The 17,488-nt window shown below is 39.6% G+C and carries 15 protein-coding genes; all 15 read left to right on the top strand.

What is annotated here, in order from left to right:
• Positions 1–3 precede the first annotated feature (3 nt).
• On the top strand, positions 4–1,050 hold the full coding sequence (locus WDZ40_01470) for a hypothetical protein (GenBank protein ID MEX0877515.1): 1,047 nt from the start codon (positions 4–6) through the stop codon (positions 1,048–1,050).
• Complete coding sequence (locus tag WDZ40_01465) at positions 1,043–2,260, top strand: hypothetical protein (protein MEX0877514.1); 1,218 nt, start codon at positions 1,043–1,045, stop codon at positions 2,258–2,260. The genes WDZ40_01470 and WDZ40_01465 overlap by 8 nt, the downstream gene beginning before the upstream one ends.
• A 2-nt stretch (positions 2,261–2,262) precedes the next feature.
• Complete coding sequence (locus tag WDZ40_01460) at positions 2,263–3,792, top strand: cupredoxin domain-containing protein (protein ID MEX0877513.1); 1,530 nt, start codon at positions 2,263–2,265, stop codon at positions 3,790–3,792.
• A complete protein-coding gene (locus WDZ40_01455) occupies positions 3,789–4,805 on the top strand; it encodes a hypothetical protein (protein MEX0877512.1) in 1,017 nt (338 codons plus the stop codon). The genes WDZ40_01460 and WDZ40_01455 overlap by 4 nt, the downstream gene beginning before the upstream one ends.
• Positions 4,790–5,800, top strand: coding sequence for a hypothetical protein (locus WDZ40_01450; GenBank protein MEX0877511.1), 1,011 nt, complete (start codon positions 4,790–4,792; stop codon positions 5,798–5,800). The genes WDZ40_01455 and WDZ40_01450 overlap by 16 nt, the downstream gene beginning before the upstream one ends.
• Positions 5,801–5,810: 10 nt before the next feature.
• Positions 5,811–7,253, top strand: coding sequence for a hypothetical protein (locus WDZ40_01445; protein ID MEX0877510.1), 1,443 nt, complete (start codon positions 5,811–5,813; stop codon positions 7,251–7,253).
• A 61-nt stretch (positions 7,254–7,314) separates the two neighbouring features.
• Positions 7,315–7,899 carry a hypothetical protein gene (locus WDZ40_01440; protein MEX0877509.1) on the top strand — a complete coding sequence of 195 codons (585 nt, stop codon included), beginning with the start codon at positions 7,315–7,317 and terminating at the stop codon, positions 7,897–7,899.
• Between the two features lie 20 nt (positions 7,900–7,919).
• Positions 7,920–8,465 carry a hypothetical protein gene (locus tag WDZ40_01435; GenBank protein ID MEX0877508.1) on the top strand — a complete coding sequence of 182 codons (546 nt, stop codon included), beginning with the start codon at positions 7,920–7,922 and terminating at the stop codon, positions 8,463–8,465.
• A 15-nt stretch (positions 8,466–8,480) separates the two neighbouring features.
• A complete protein-coding gene (locus WDZ40_01430) occupies positions 8,481–9,035 on the top strand; it encodes a hypothetical protein (GenBank protein MEX0877507.1) in 555 nt (184 codons plus the stop codon).
• The gene (locus WDZ40_01425) at positions 9,032–9,445 is read left to right on the top strand and encodes a hypothetical protein (GenBank protein MEX0877506.1); all 414 of its coding nucleotides are present in this window, start codon (positions 9,032–9,034) and stop codon (positions 9,443–9,445) included. The genes WDZ40_01430 and WDZ40_01425 overlap by 4 nt, the downstream gene beginning before the upstream one ends.
• Complete coding sequence (locus WDZ40_01420) at positions 9,445–10,635, top strand: hypothetical protein (protein ID MEX0877505.1); 1,191 nt, start codon at positions 9,445–9,447, stop codon at positions 10,633–10,635. The genes WDZ40_01425 and WDZ40_01420 overlap by 1 nt, the downstream gene beginning before the upstream one ends.
• On the top strand, positions 10,577–13,531 hold the full coding sequence (locus WDZ40_01415; protein MEX0877504.1) for an FG-GAP-like repeat-containing protein: 2,955 nt from the start codon (positions 10,577–10,579) through the stop codon (positions 13,529–13,531). Before WDZ40_01420 ends, WDZ40_01415 begins: the two co-directional genes overlap by 59 nt.
• A gap of 53 nt (positions 13,532–13,584) precedes the next feature.
• Positions 13,585–16,011, top strand: a complete 2,427-nt coding sequence (locus WDZ40_01410; protein ID MEX0877503.1) for a hypothetical protein — start codon at positions 13,585–13,587, stop codon at positions 16,009–16,011.
• Between the two features lie 4 nt (positions 16,012–16,015).
• Positions 16,016–16,582 (top strand): hypothetical protein, encoded by a 567-nt coding sequence (locus WDZ40_01405; GenBank protein MEX0877502.1) that lies wholly within the window; start codon positions 16,016–16,018, stop codon positions 16,580–16,582.
• A gap of 1 nt (position 16,583) precedes the next feature.
• On the top strand, positions 16,584–17,488 hold a 905-nt coding region (locus tag WDZ40_01400; GenBank protein MEX0877501.1), incomplete at its 3' end, for a hypothetical protein.

Genomic DNA, 17,488 nt, shown 5'->3' with positions numbered 1-17,488 from the left:
ACCATGAACACAGTGATTAAAAATAGAAAAATTTTTATTATTATACTACTTGTTTTAGCGGTATTTGCCGAGGCAGTTTATTTAAACAGCAGAGACGATGCTTATGATGAAAATATTACTCCGGAGGATGTACTCAATGTTACTGTATGGGAAAGTGCTATAGATAAAATAGGTCCAAATGAAGCTTATACATTTTTTAAACAAGAAGTTGGTGAGCTTGACTTTTCGATTCAACATTTGGCTGCGCATCAATTTGGAGAAGCCCTGTTTAAAAAGCAGGGAGTAGATGGGATTACTGTTTGTGATAGTAGTTTTGCTTTTGGCTGTTATCATCAGTTTTTTTTAAGTGCCATAAGCCAACATGGAATACCTATAATAGAAGAACTGGATAGCGTATGTATTGAAAAATACACGTTATGGGGACTTGGTTGTCAGCATGGAATTGGACACGGCTTGATGGAGTATTTTGGAGAGGAGGGTTTAGCGCAAGCCCTTGAGGCATGTGCGTCGCTTCAGTGGCAAGAGCCTTTTTTGGGGTGTCAGGATGGGGTATTCATGGAAAACAATTTCCCGACCTTTATAGGTGAAGATAGAGCATCCGGCGGAGTAAGAGAATATAATCCTGGAAACCCTGAGTTTCCCTGTAATACTATTAAAGAAAAATTCCAGCAGGCATGTTTTTTTGCTCAACCCAACTGGCTAATACAAGCTGGAGAATATTCTTTAACCGAGGTTGCAGATATATGCATAAATTTGACTGGTAAAATAAATCAAAGAGCATGCCTCAAAGGCTTGGGTAATTATGTAGGGGAGAGAAGCGGAGGAGATATTGCTGAAGCTGTTGCGAGTTGTAATATTGCTATTTCTAATAATGAAGAAAATAATGTATTTTGCAGAGCGGGAGTATATTGGAGTTATTGGAAGATGGACCAACATAACAGTTATCGCTCTATGGCACAGGATGCTTGCGCAGGATTAAGCGAAGAAGGTTTTGTTTTATGTGAAAGTGAAGCCGATATAACAGGAAAATTTTTTACAAACCATGAGTAATAATAAGATAAAAACATTTTTTTTGATTGTAGCTATAATGGCCCTACTCTTTGAAGGGGTTTTTGTGACTGCACAGTATTTTAAAAACGGAAAGGATAAATTAGGCGCAAATACACTGGAAGGATATGCCCGAATGGTAATAGATAAATGTGAAAATGAAGGATATAGGCCAGCTTGTTATGATAGAGAAATACCAAAACTTATGGATGTAATTTCAATGGAAGAAGCTTTTGAGGTAGCTAAGCTAATCCAGAATAGTGATGATTCATATTGGTATTGTCACGTTCTTGGTCACAACTTAAGTGCCCGTGAGACAGCTAAAGACCCAAGCAGGTGGAAGGATGTTGTGGCGCGTGCCCCCAGAGGCATTTGTTCTAATGGGGCGATACATGGGGCTTTTCAGGAAAGATTTCGCGAAGATGTGTTGAGTGATGAAGAGATTGAAGCGCTAACCCCGGAGCTTAATGATATTTGTGAACGAAGAGATAGTTGGCAGGCTACGGGAATGGAACAAGCTACGTGTTATCACGCGTTGGGACATCTTACCATGTACATAACAAATGCAGACATACACAAATCTGTTGAGATATGCGATAAGGTTGCGGTGAAAGATGATGGTCGCTCATTTGGTGCCGTATGTTACGACGGTGCATTTATGCAAATATTTCAACCCCTTGAACCCGAAGATTTTGCTTTAATTGAAGGCATGCAACCCACTGATAAGAGTGAGCATAAGGATTTTTGCACACAGTTTAGTGGTGAAAAAAAAGCTTCATGCTGGACAGAGGGATGGCCACTATATTTTGAGGAAATAAGAACCCCTCAAGGGCTTAGTGTTTTTTGCAATGAACTTCCCGAAGGTTCTTATAGAGAAAGATGTTACAACGGAGGGTTTTTTGTAGTAACCGCCCAATTGCGTTTTGAAACAGACCTTATTGTGGATTTTTGTAGCGAGTTTATACAGCATCGGCGCGGGCAGTGTTTTGGAAACGCTGCAGCACGCATGGTGGAGACAGATTTTAGACTAATGCAAAAGTCTGTTGATCTTTGCAATAGAGCATATAATTATGGTGCCGGGGAAACATGTTTTGAAGAGTTGGTGGTTTATTCAACTTTTAATTTTGAGCCTGGCTCAGAAGATTTTGTGAATTTTTGCAATTTAATGCCTTTTGAATGGAAAACAAAATGCTTATCACGCAGTGATGTGTAGTTATGAATTTTTTAATTTTTAGCAAAAAGATAAAAGCAAAATACGTATATATAAGTAGCTTAACTGCGCTGGTTGTAGTGGCGGGTATGTTTTTTGTTTTTTTTGAATCTGCAAATCCTGAAAACAATACTCACGTCGTGGAACTTAGGCAGGAGGGATTTTACCCGTCAAGCATTACCATAAGAAAAGGAGATACTATAAAATTTGTTACCACCCGAAATCAGGATTTTTGGCCGGCTAGTGACCCACATCCAACACATGAGTATTTGGATGGTTTTGATTCTGAAAGACCAGTTAATTTTGATGAAAGTTGGAGCTACACTTTTCTTTCAGCCGGATCCTGGCCTTTTCATGATCATCTAAATTCTTCGTATAGGGGAGAGATAACGGTTGTGGCAAGCGATAAATCTTCGCGCAAAGATGAGTATGATTGCGATGGCGAGGATGCCGGAAGGTGTTTTGATGAACTTATTAAAGACACCGTTCACTTAGAGGGTATTGATGCGGCTTATAAAATAATGAGCGATTCGTTTGAAGAAGGTAATTTGCCACGTGCATGTCACTGGACAGCACACACAATAGGAGAGGCGGCTTACGATCTTTTTCGGGAAGGAAAGGATTTCCCAATAACTGAATCTACATCCTATTGTGGCTACGGTTTTTACCACGGTTTTTTGGAGAGCCTGTTGAGAGAAAATCCTGATGTAGAATATGCCCTTTCTTTTTGTGATAAAGTTGAAGAGCAGTTGGGAGATATGGGGCGCTGGAATTGTTATCACGGTATAGGGCACGGGTTTACAGAAGATCCCGCACCTCCTGAAACGTGGGGGGATTTTGAAGCAATGATAGCTCCGGGAGTCGAGATGTGCGAAAGAATATTTGGAGATAGTTTTGGAAATCTCAACCTATGTCTTACGGGTGTGTATACAGTTCCCGCTGGGTTTGCGGATAAAAAAGAGTTTGGTCTTTCCTATGATTCAGATGATATTTTTGCAGTGTGTAGAACACAGCCATACAGATACAAGAAAGCGTGTTATGGAGAGTTTGCTCCAAAACTTGACCATGTTCTTAATTGGGAGCTTGAGCGCCTTCCGGAGTATATAAAAAATATTACAGACACAAAGACAAGACACCTTGTTATATGGGTTGTACCATCTGTTATGGCGGGTAAAGATGTTCAATCAAATGGTGACTTAGAAAAATATATTGTAGCCTGTCAGGACGGGTTTAACGGGCAGGAAGAAGATATTTGTTTGGGAGGCACCATGCTTGGAATAATGACTCATGGACAGCCGGGAGAACAGTATAAAAAAATATTAGATTTTTGCGCTTCGGAATACTTAACTCAAGAAAATAGGACACTTTGCTATAAAGAGGGTATTCGTCAAATGAATAGAGATTACGGTTCTTCGGAAAAAATGGAAAATATTTGTACGCAAATACCTGACAAATATAAAACCTATTGTTACTCACCACCAACTGGATCCCCATATAATGATCCGGTGTTTGATAATCCCGATGGAAATGCATGAAAAATCTGCATGACAAAAAAATAATACTTGTGTTTTTTTTAATACTTGTTGTAAGCACTCTTTTTATTTCACTTGAATTTTTTAAGGCCAACACGAAAACGGACGTAGGTGAGTATGATAATGCAATAAAGTTTTCTTATGAAGAGGATCGTAATATTTGGTCTGAAAACGTGGACAACCTTGGATCCCAAAAAGCTTATTCTAAATTTAAAACAGAATACGCTTTTGCAGATTTTGATACCCAACACAATGTGGCCCACATCATGGGGGAACTTTTGTATGAAAAAGAAGGCTTAAATGGTCTTGCAGTGTGTGATGAATCTTTTGCGTTTGGGTGTTATCATAGTTTTTTTATAAAGGCTATGGCAGATCAAGGGGTAGGCGTTGTAAAAGATCTTGATGAAATATGCATAACGGAATATCCTGGAAACGCAACAGGGTGTCAACATGGCATAGGGCATGGGATTTTAATATCTTTGGGACATCAAAATTTAGTTGAAGCGCTTGAAGTTTGCAAGCTTACGTTTCAGCCCGATCCTCTCTTTGGGTGCACGGCAGGAGTTTTTATGGAATATAACTACCCTGTAGTTTTTTCTCCCGGAGTCGCAAAAACTACTTTACGCAAAATTGACCCCAACAACTATAATTTTCCATGTAACACTATTGTACCTTCTGAGTTCAGGTCGTCATGCTATTTTGAAATAACAGCGTACTGGGTACAGATATTTAATAACGATTTTAAAAAGATAGGCCGGTTGTGTCAAGAATTGAACGCCAGTATTGAAAAGGAAGCTTGTTATTTAGGTGTGGGTAGCATTGCAGTATCGAAGAATAACTATAAAAAAGATGCGGTGTTTTTGTGGTGCGGAGATACTAAAGAGGAAAAATATAAAAGTATATGTAAAATAGGTGGTGCTTGGAGATTTTATGCGTACGGTGAAAAAGAAATAGCAAGACAAATTTGCGCCGGTATAGATGCTAAGTTTACTGAATTAATATGTTTTCCCGAATAATGCCCCACAATAGAAGAGAGAGTTTTATCTACATGTTTTTTTTATGTATTTTATTTGTAGTTTGGTATGTTTTTTTAAATCAGCAGTCCGCGCATCCAGAGGAAACAAAAATTGCTAACTCAACTAATTACTTCACTATTTTATACGATGAGTGGAGTGAGCGTATAGACAAAAAAGGCAAGGAAGAGAGCTATGAGGAATTTAAAAAGGAGTACAATGATAAAAGTTATGAACTTCAGCACAACGCAGCCCACATAATAGGGGAGCTTCTTTATGAAAAGGAGGGATTAAGTGGACTTGCTGTGTGTGACGAGACTTTTGCCTTCGGGTGTTATCACGGATTTTTTTTGAGTAGCTTAAGTCAAGAGGGTATATCTATAATCACAGAGCTGAATAATGTGTGTGCGGATAATTTTGACGGTTTTTTAAATGCCTGCCAACATGGTATAGGGCATGGAGTACTTGAATTTGCTGGACACAAAAATTTAAAAAAAGCACTTGAAATGTGTGAGATGACACTGCAAGAAGAAGGTAATTTTGGATGTAGCGGAGGAGTGTTCATGGAATTTAATTTTCCCGGAAATGTTTTTTCTGAAGAGCTACGCGCAAGAGAATATGAAGCTCACAATCCTTATTATCCATGTGATAGCGAAAATGTTCCCGAAAAATTTAAAAATTCTTGCTATCACTCATTGCCACAGTGGTGGAAAAATATGGGCCAGGTGCCCTACACGGATATGGGAAATCTTTGCGTGAATGTTTATAAAGAAGAATACAGAAATAAATGTTTTTTAGGTGTCGGGAACATAGCAGCTCCTTCAACGGGATATAACATCGAAGATACTATAAAAATTTGTCTGCAAATGCCCAGTTTACAATCAATAGTTATGTGTCGAACAGGCGCATCGAACTCGTTTGCTGCAGAGCCAAATATGCGCAAGTACGCAAAGGAGGTTTGTGGTACGGATTTTAAAGAAGATAGGTGCATGATATAGTAAAAATATTATGATAAAGAACAAAAAAATACCTTACGCCCTGTTTACCATTCTTGCTGTAGTGTCGGTTGTTTTTTTATTTCAAAAATATTTTATAATTTCTAAACACACCACAGTAGAGCTTCGCAATGACGGTTTTTATCCAAAAGAGGTAACCGTAAAAATAGGTGAAGAGGTTAGGTTTGTAAACAAAAGAGATAGGTCGTTTTGGCCCGCATCCAACTTGCATCCGACTCACGCCATTTATCCGGAATTTGATCCAGGTGAGCCTGTGGGAGCAGGAGAAACCTGGAGTTTTGTATTTGAGGTTCCCGGAATTTGGAATTATCACGACCATTTAGCGCCAAGTTTTGTTGGGAGAATAGTGGTATTGGATGAAGGAGCCGCCACCGCAGCAAAAGATGCTTGTGAGGAAAATTTAAATTCTCAAAAATGTTGGGATTTACGCTTGGCTCAAGCGCTGGAGGAGGAAGGATTAGATGCATCACTGGATCTTTTGGGGGAGCTATACAAGAGTAATACTCAGTTTGCTCATTCGTGTCATGCCATGGCACACAATATAGGGATTTTGGCCTATAATTTATATCTTGATGATCCTGAATCTGTTTTAAGCAATAAGGCCTATAGTTGCGCGAATGGCTTTTTCCACGGCTTTATGGAGGCGGTTATTACAATAGATGGCGATATTTCAACTGCTGCAGATGTATGCGCTTATTTTGGAGAGAAGTTATCAAAAGATGTGCCTGACGCTCAATATCAATGTCACCACGGAATAGGGCACGGTATTCTTGATTTGGCTTCCGCAAGCAATAACTATTTGTCCGATGAGGCGGCGCTTGTGGGCTTTGCGCTTCCGCTTTGTGAAGCAACATCTTCAAATGAGGAACAGTTATTTAGATGTGCTTCCGGTGTATTTAACGGCGTAGCCAATATGTATATTGAGGGAAGTCAGGGTTTTGCTATAAATGAGAGCGACCCTATTTGGTTGTGCCATAATCAAAAAGAAGAATATAAGCGATCTTGTTATGGCAATATGAACTCTTTGCTTTTATGGATATCGGATAATGATTTTAAAAAAGCACTTTCTTATACAAAAAACATTCAGGATAATAAGCAGTTAGCGGTGGCTGTAAAATACTTGGCAGCTATAGCCATGTTGTATAAAGATAAAAACGAGCCTCTTGAGGTAGTGCGGGAATGTGACACTTTTTCACCAGAGCTTGCCAGTACATGTATTGAAGGGGTTGTTGATGGTATATTAGAGCACGGCACTCCAGGGTTAGAGGCTGAGGAAGGTATTGAATTTTGCGAGAGTGTTAAAGGGTTGCGAAATATACAGACAATGTGTTTTGAAAGTCTTTTTAGAATAGTTCATGGTCTTTATTCTGCAGAAAAAGCAAATCATGTATGTCAAAACGTAAGTGAAGAATATCAAGAGGTTTGCTATAGATAGTGATAGTGTATTTGTGTTGAGTATAAAATAGGGTTATAATGTGTATATAATAATTAGTAATATGAATAAAAATATTTTAAAGTACGTGTTGGTTGTCGGTGGCTTGGTCGTTTCTTCTACTCTTGGAGCCGTTATTTATGGGTTGTTTATTTCTCCGCATAATCCAAGTGATACAGGCAATCAGTTGTCGCAAGAAATAACAGATCGACAACCCGCCGATTTTTCTGAAGATTTTGAAAAAAACATAGGTAAAAAAAATTATTTTGGATATGAACAACCAGCGAGTGTTTCACCTGAAGAAAAAGCGGTGGCATTTAATACTCCCGAAGCGAGAGCATCACAAGGAGAAAAAAATGTATATATGGAGTACTTGCGAAGATTGTCGGTTAGTACAACACAAATCGTTGTTATACAAAAAAATTGCGAACTGAACCCATTTGTTTTACATAGTGTGGATAGAAATGTAGGTTTTATAAACAAAGGGGACGCATCAGTATCACTATATTTTTATGAACCAAAAAATATGGAACTTGTTTTAGAGCCTGAAGAAGGTTCTGAGATACCATTTTTTGAAGGAGAGGGTGTTTATGGGTATTCATGCGGGGGGCAAAATAACCCTGCGGGTATAGTTTTTATATCAGGTTAAAATTAAAGTTAAGATAAACTATGAAGAATTTTAAAGACATTATTTCCAAATTTTTAAACAATAATCTTTTATATACAGTGATTTTAGGCTTGTTAATAGGATCTGCAGTATTTTTAGGTTTCCAAATATACAATTCTCGTGTTGCACCTGGTACTACAAAAGATGCGGAAAGTAATACAACCCAACAAAATAATACAACCCAACAAAATAATACCAAATCAATAGAGGAAGATTCTGTTTTAAATTTCCCCGGACCCGATGCCCCAAAAGAAGATAAAGATCTTCATTTGGAAAGGGTTCGCAATGAGGCTGTTAGTGGCACGTTGAATATTACAGGGTGCAGTGCTGAACCGGTGGTTTTAAAAGTCGCGATGAATGAGAGTGTGATGGTAACAAACAACGACAACAGTGAGCATTTTATAACACTGAGCCCTGAAGATCGTTTTAGGATACCAGCGAGCGGTACGTTTAGTGTAGATGTTGATTTTAAACATGGCCCGGGCTTATATGGATATTCTTGTGATGATCTGGATAGAGCTGTTGGTATATTTTTAGTTGAAGGATAAAACACACAGGATAACATGAAAAAAATAAATATTTTATTATTTTTTGTTTTTATATTTTTTAGTTACACGCATACTGCTTATGGACATGGGACGGGTGCAAGTTTGGAAAAAATATCCGGTGACTACAAAATTGATATTGGATACACACCACCAGTCATAGAAGAGGGTTCAAGTGCCGCTTTAGATTTTTCGCTGTCAAGAAACGACAATGGAGAAGAGATTGAGTTTACAGATATATGGGTACGGATAGAAAAAAATCAAAAAACTGTTTTTGCCTCCGGCATACATAAGCCTAATTTTGGTAGAACACTTTTAACTTATACATTTCCTGAAGCTGGAGAGTATAAGCTGAATGTAAGATATCAAAACAATAGCACAAAACTCGCGGAAGAAGTCTTCTCTTTAAGTGTAGTGGAAAATAAGACAGCACAGAATGGTTTAAATAAGACAGCACAGAATGGTTTAAATAAGTATTTTATTGTGGCTATCGCAGGTTTGGCGGGCGGTTTGCTTACGGGTTTTGTTTTTGCCAATAAAAGAACTTCAAAAAATAAAAAACAAAAAATATGAAAAAGTGGATAGCAATTCTTCTGGTTATGTTATTTCTCGTCGTTGTTACAGTGTTCTTTGTTTTAAGAGATAGAGATTCTGTAAACACAAGAGAAAATAGCGTATTTTTTTCAGAAGAACAAATAAAAGATACAGATAGTGTTGTTGAGATTTTAGCTTCAGGCGAATTTTCTCCCAAGGACTTAAGTGTTAATAAGGGAGATAGGGTCGTTTGGGTTAATAAAAGTGATAAATATGTGTGGCCTGCGTCTGACCTACATCCAACTCATGCTATATATTCTGAATTTGACCCCCTTGAACCAATGGCTCCTAATGAAGCCTGGGGTTTTGTGTTTGAAAGAGTAGATAACTGGAAGTATCATGATCACCTAAGACCATTTAGTACAGGCACCATAAGGGTTATAGAATAATGAAAAGCAGTAGAATAAATATTGCATATATAGGTTTTTTAATTTTGGTAATAGTGGTAGCCACCCTTATTTTTAAAGAGAAAAGCGGTCAAAAATTTAGCTTGGCCGTTGAGGGGTGCAACACACTGGAAACTCAACTTAGATTTTCTTGCTATAAAAATGCAATATCGGGACACTATAAGGGGAGTAATGATGATTTTTTTCCATGGATAGAATCTCAGCACCTTTCTTTTGAAAGTGCAGATGCCTCTTATGCCATACTCGGTACCAACTGTCATACTTTTTATCATGCTGTTGGTGATATTATCGCAGAAAAAGGATCTGAAAAAGATGTTTCTGAATTAATTAATTACTGTCCGCCATCGTGTACAAGCGCATGCATGATGGGTTTGTATAAAAGAAACGCTTTAGATAAAGGATATCCCTCCGATCTTTTATCCAAGTTTTATGAGGTTTGTCCTAAAGGAAGCGAGCACTCCTGCGCGCATGAGATTGGGCACTTGTTGCATGATAAATATACCTATTCGATACTTAGGATATTGGATGAACTTGGAAAAGATAATTTTAACCTATATCCTCAAAAAGAATACAAGTATGTTACATTTAATGATCCTGACCTTTCGGCTCCGTTTGAGGAGTGTAAAAGTATCCTGCCTGTAAATGAGTTGCCCTATTGTTACACAGGCATAGGACATAATATGTTTTTGTTTTCGGAGTTTAAGGAGGGTGGATACGAAGAATCTTTTGCTGAATGCGATTCTCTCGGTGAGGGTAATAAAGATGAGTGCTATGATTTTTTTGTTTATAGAATAGGTATAAATGATGTGGCCACTAAATTTTTGTCAGGAAATGTAGAGGAAGGAAAAGATATATGTACTCAAGTTTCTGAAGATGCGCAAAACGAAGGTGTTATAAATCACTGCTACAGAGGATTGGGAGGAGGTATTGGTTTGTTTATCGATTCGGAGTATGCCGGTGTTGATATAGGAAAAGGCAATATCTCACAAATACAACGCGATGTTGTGAAAAAAATAAATTTATGCGAAGCAGTGGGAGAGTTTAAAAACGAGTGCTATATGGGGATTTTAGGCACGGGGGTTAAAAAATTGTATAAAGATTTAAATTTACAGCATGATGTTATTGAAAAAATTATTCCGCAAATTGAGAGTGATTTCCAGGTGGTGGGATAATATTTCCTCTCGATGTGCAAGAAAAAATTTTGCTGTGTGGGCGGTTTTTATCCTGACTGTGGTGGCAGGGTTTTTTTTAAGCAGTAAAATATTTGCGGTGTTCGAAGTGTTTAGCGAAAAAAATCTTTTTAACTCTGAGGTCTATGTGGAAGGTAATATGGAGCCATATGTTATGGCTGAGTTCTACGGTAGTAGATTTTACTCGTTAAATCGGCTTTATTCCCGTGATTGGACGGCAGAGGTGATAAAATATACCAAACACAAAGAAGCCTCTCCTCCTGTGGTAGCGCGCTACTTGGCGTATACGGCATCAATATATGCAGATGTTTTGAATGAGACAAATAGCCAAGAACAGGCAAATGTTGTAACAGCTCAATTTTTAAAGGTTCTTTTTCCCGAAAAAACACGAGAGATATCTGACGTATTAATATCATTTAATTTTGAGGAAGCGGAGTTAAACGATGAAGCAAGAGAAGTTTTTAATGTATACTCAGACCGTCTTCAGGATGATGGTTTTAATATTGTTTGGAATGGAGAAACACGTAAAGAAGATAGTTGGTATGTACAAAATGAAAGTAATGTTGATAAAGGCGCTGCCGCGGGGGAATGGAAAACGTGGATAGTGGATAAAAATTTTGTAGATGTTTCGCCACCTCCAAAAAGGGGAAGTTTGCGGGATATTGTTGAAATAAATAGAGCACAGCATTTAATAGATCATCGCCAACCCACTGAAGAAGAGGGTATTTTTTTCTGGCGAGGTGTGGATAATATAATAAGCATGGAAACAATAACGGTGGCTGGGATATGGCAGAATATATTGTACATAGAATTAGGAAGAACCTTGGATGATGCAACATATGCCCAATATCAAAAGTTGCTTTCTCAAAGCATAGCCGATTCTCTTATTGTGGTCTGGGATGTGAAATACACACACTTAGTACAACGACCCTTTATGCGCATACCGCGACTTAATATTTTGTATAGCAACCCGTCTTATCCTTCGTACCCTTCCTCTGATGCAGCAGTCTCTGTTGCTGCATCAGAGGTACTTAGTTTGCTTGTGCCAGAAAAACGCGATCTTTGGGTTAAATTTGCTACCGATTCTATGAATTCTGTCCTCTTGGCAGGGGTTAATTTTGATTCAGATGTCGTTGCAGGCACGCACATAGGGAAGTGGGTTGCGGAAGAGATACTTCAAAACAATGATACACAAATACATTTGGATACCGATTTTCAGAAAAATAAGTTTAAGACAAGGTACTCCAATTTTAGAGTAGTGAAGGATTTTTTACTTTTGAAAACCCAGAGTGCGGTTGCTGGAATAGTTAAATTTTTAAAAGGCGAAGTACAGGTGAAACATTTCATGGATGCAACAAAAGAGAGCGGGCTTCGGTTGGGGATTGAAAGAGGCAGGGGGGTGTCATGGGGCGATTATAATTCAGATGGAAACATAGACCTTCTAACATCTCATGGATTGTATAAAAATGAAGGGGATGGAACATTTAAAATGGTTGCATCAAGTGAAAGCGGAGCATATTTCCAAGCCCCCGGTTTTTTTGCGGACTATAATAATGACGGGTGTCTTGATGTATTTTTTCCCAGAAGCGGTCCGCGTGAAGATATAAATACTCCGGGACAATCCAATTTTTTATATAAAGGTAATTGTGACGGCACATTTACAGATGTTACAGAAGAATCAGGTCTCGCAGACTCTTACCACAGCACAAGTGCCTCTTGGGCTGATTATAACAACGATGGATATTTAGATTTATATGTGATAAATCTCAGCATTTTGATGGGTTCAGAAATAGGAGTTGTACCCGTGCATTACTTTAATGAGCCGAATATCCTATACAGGAACAACGGCGACGGTACTTTCACAGATGTCACAGAAGAGGCCGGCCGAGTGGACGGCATCTTAGACTGCGATTTTTACAACAACAGCCAAATAGGCCGCGCGATAAATTTCAAGGCTCCTTTTCAGCCGATATGGTTTGATTATAACAACGATAATCAAATAGATCTTTTTGTAGTTTCGGATACTTTTTTAAGCCCGCTTTATCACAACAATGGCGATGGTACATTTACACAAGTAACACAGGAGGCGGGTTTGTGTGAACCTAATGAATCATCTAATATGGGTGCTGCTGTCGCTGATTATAATAACAACGGTTTTTTGGATATATATATTACCAACATGGGTAGTAACTCCTTTTGGCGCAACAATGGCGATGGTACGTTTACAGACATTGTTAAGGAAACAGAGGCAGACGACACAGGAGTTGGGTGGGGGACTCATTTTTTGGATTATGATAACGACAGTGATTTGGATCTTCTGCTGGTTAACGGCAGTCCCCATATGAGGTCGAGGTATTATGTAGGATCAAGAAGGAAGCCAACAGATGAAGGGGAGTTTTTTGAAAACATTGGCGATGGCACTTTTGTAAAAAAAGGTCAAATTTTGGGGTTTGATTATGGAAATGACGCAACGTATTCTACAGCTATGGCTGATTACAATAACGACGGCTTTCCCGACGTCTATATTCAGCTTAGTGGAGAGAGACACCCTAATGGGCATTCTATTTTATATAAAAATACACCCAACAATAATAATTGGGTAAAATTTCAGCTTATAGGAACAAAAAGCAATAGAGACGCCATAGGAGCACGTATTTATTTAACAAGTGGAGGTAAAACACAAATGCAAGAAATTATAAATGGATCTTCTTATGTAGGACAATCAAGCCCATGGCCAATATTTGGTCTTGGCAATACGGACAATATAGAGCAGGTAAAAATTAGGTGGCCGAGTGGCATTGTGCAGATTTTTGAAAATTTAGATATTAACAAAAAAGTAATTATCACAGAAGGCCGCACTGATGTGGAATATAAGTAAAATTTAATCTCTGTATTTTAGTGTGTTTTTATTGTGTTAAAATAGATTAAACGATGAATATGGATATTTTGGCAAAAAGTTTTTCTGGAATTACTAAAAGACACCTGTTTTCTGCGTTGTTTATGGTGTTTTCAGTTTTTTTGTTTTCTGCGTTGTTTTTTATGGATAACAGCGTATTTGCCGATTATCAAACTACAGGAAGAGTTTATCCGGAGAGTGATGTAAGCACGCAATTTAACGGTTGCTCGGGCGGAAGTTGCGGAAGCGGGCATTGGGCTGTGTTAGATGAAGTAAGTTATGATTTTACAGATTACATATACGATGACAATGGCGGCGGTGGCGAGATTGAAGAGTTTGAGATGACATCTGTCGCGGGGACCAGTCAGGTAAACGAGGTAAGAGTAAATTTCAGGGCATACAGTGAGGGTGGGTGTTCGGGTGCTTGCGATGAGATAGATGTAAATATATTTATAGGCGGATCTTATCGTGGAGTGCAGAGTATAACCTTACCCACAACAGACCAGCAGTACACGCTTACATGGGTAGGTCCTTACGGCAGTGATGGCGACCTGCGCGTTCAGCTTGTACGCCAAATAAATGTATCTGCCGATACGGTGCGTGTTTTGCGTTTGTATGCGGATGTGGACTATGTCCAAAGCAACTCCCCACCGTCTGTTACAGGTGTTGTAACAGATCCCGTCGGTCCCAATCCCACTGTAACACAAGGAGAGAATATAACTTTTGAAATAGACTGGACAGATCCGGAAGGAAATTCGGCTCGCGCTATTGTTTGTAAAACCAACGCTGTTGTGGGAGGTTCTACACCGGGTTGCCCGGGTGATGCGTGGATTGGACCGTCAAACATTAGCAACGATGAGGCAAACTCTATAATTTTAACGTATAAGACAACGAGTAATGATATAGGAGTTAATGATTTCTACGTTTTTGTGTGTGACAGCCCGGGAGGGGAGTGTTCTTCTACTGTGCTTGGTACAACTAACGGAACCTTTACTGTAGATGCTATAACAGCCGATCTTTACGGCTGGGCATGGAGCAGTAATATAGGGTGGATAAGTTTTGATGCTCAGGATTGCGATACTGATGAAAATGGCTTTGTAGATTCAGGACTGTGCGAGGGAGACAATACAACTGATGTGGTTTTTGACTATGGTGTGTTTTTGGACACCCCGACAGGCGACCTTTCAGGATATGCTTGGAGCAGTAACATAGGCTGGATAACATTTAACAGAGCAGATGCTGGAAACCCGCCTGCGCCACCGTTTGACGGAGGTAGTGGTCCCATAGCCCGCCTTGAGGGGCAAAACTTAAGAGGTTGGGCGCGCGCCCTTTCAAATGGAGGTGGTTGGGATGGTTGGATACGTTTTGATGAAGATACATCGGGAGGAGCTCCCGCATATGGCGGTGTTACTTTTGACGGGAGCATTGAAGCATTTGAAGGCTGGGCGTGGGGCGACGAAGTTATGGGTTGGATGAGTTTCAATAGCACAACAGATACGACCTCCACAGAATCTTATGCCGTGCGCTCAACCTCTTTTAATGCCGCGCCTTCAGTTACTAACCTAAATATATCTTTTTCAGCTTCGTCCGGTCCCGTGTGCGTATCGCAGATGAGGCTTTCTTGGGATTTTGGAGATTCCGAAGATGGAGATATTTGCACAGGAGATTTATGCGGTTACAGAATACAGGTATCTACATTACCGGACATATGGGTACCAAGCGGTCCCGGAGGTATTATTCAGTTTGATTCGGGTATTGTAAGAAGCGGGGCTGAGGAGAGGTTTGTGACCATCGCAAATCCTGCAACCCATGAATTTGACGACCTTGTAGCCGATGGAGATGGAACACTGGAGTTTAGTACTAACTATTACTGGAGAGTGCAGGTTTATGATTCAGAAGGTGAATTTTCAGACTGGGTTGTGTATCAAGACGATACCATACCTGCTGAGTCATTTACCACATCTTTGCATCCGTATCCGGAACCTGATTTTAGTTGGGAATGTTTTGAAAGTGACGGGGTAACACCAAAACCGGATTGCGCTGTGCCTACGCAGATACATTTTAGCGACCTAACCACATTTGACGCTGGAGCGGGTGCGCAAAACTGGGATTGGGAATTGCCTTTAAACCCTCCTCCTACCATGACATGCATAAATCCGGGGTGTGAAAGTGAACAAAATCCGCAGGTAGAAATAACAGACGCGGGGCTCTATATAGTACGTCTTACAGCTACAGATGGCGCACTCGCTGCGGATGTTAATTCAGGTGCCGGGCAGTGTAGTATAGATAAGATAGTCGTGGGTCAATATCCGCTTCCGGAAGAGTTTAAGGAGATAACTCCCGTGAGTTTATTTAAGAATATTATTTTTGGGTTTACCTCTCGTTTATCCACACCAACAAGCCGTAATTTCAGTGATATTATAAAAAAAGGAGAAGGGTTTCTTTTGAGTTTTAATCTTTAAAGTTATGAGTTTTTTATCTGAATTGACTGCTAAAAAATATTGGATAATTTCCGCAGCTGCTTTAGTTGTTGTAGGATTTTTAGTATACACTTTTGTTTCTTTTTCAAATCGGGAAAAAAGTGAACACTTAAGTGAAGAAAAGAATACAGAAACAAATCAAAACGTAAGTGAGCCGGAAGTTAGGCATGTAGTTGCCGGTGAAATAACAGAAATTTATGGGAATTTGATTTACCTGAAGGTTGAAGATATTTTATATGAATTGTACCCCCAAATACCCAGAATAAGACTTGTTCTTACGGATGAAGACACAGAATTCATATCCAGAGCAGAAAAGAACGAAGATTTTCATGAAATAGAATTAAATGATTATCATCGAGCTCTTCAAGAGGCCTCCGAAGAGCAAAGAGAGAATTTTCCCGAGCCGCCTTCCAGATACCACCAAAAAACTGTTCAAATAAACGATTTTCAAAGTGGAGAATATATTATAGTAATTAGTGAGGGCAACATATTGGATCAAGCAAGGATAGATGCAAAAACAATAATTAAGGAAATGCAAATTGAATCTTTTTAATATGGTGATAAACTATAAATTTTTAAAGTATATTGGTGTCGCTATCTTTTTTGTCGCGTTAATTTTTGCAGCCTATTTTTATTTTGTAGGTGTTGTAGATGCTAGCACAGGAGAGTGGGGGGATTGTTCATCAGGACAAACTTGTTCCGACGGTTTAACTTGTCAATCGGTATCGTTTGGTACAGGGCAGGCCTGTGCTCCATCAAGTTCGCCGCCACCTCCGCCCCCTTCCTCAACACCCCCACCACTTTCCTCTTCAACACTTTGCCAAAGATGTAGTGATACGTATCAGGGATGCTGGTCTTCTTGGTACGATTATAATGGAAGTGGATGTTCTTCTCCCAACTCCTCAACTGAGTATAATTCATTAAATTACAGCCCACCCGGCTGTGTAACTGGAGAGACTCACGATTCTAGGTGTACCGCACCACTTCCTCCACCGCCTCCACCCACACCTACAGAAAATCTTTGCGAAAGGTGTAGTCTTAACCACCCCGGATGCTGGGCTGCATGGTTTGACTATGATGAAAGTGGTTGCGCCGCGCCCACAACATCAGAAGAACAAAACTCAGTAGCTTATAGCCCCATAGGTTGCGAGACAGGGGAAGCGGAAGATCTAAGATGCACAACTTCTACTCCGGGAACTTGCGAGAGGTGCAGTTATAACTACCCCGGATGTTGGGCTACATGGCAAGATCTGGATTACGAAGGTTGTTTAGAACCAACCCCCACCAACTTAGAAGAATGGAAGACTCTATCCTATAGTCCTACGAGGTGCTCTACGGGTGCAACAGCTGATCCGCGATGTACAGGCCCTATTTCACCCCCCCCACCCCCGCCACCATCTTCACCTACTCCATACACAACCCCATATCTTGACCCCATAACTCTCTTTATGGGAATTGA

This window comes from Candidatus Spechtbacterales bacterium (genome assembly GCA_040879145.1).
In the GTDB taxonomy this organism is placed as follows: Bacteria; Patescibacteriota; Minisyncoccia; order Spechtbacterales; family 2-12-FULL-38-22; genus JAWVZY01.
This window is presented reverse-complemented; position numbering and strand designations above follow the sequence as displayed.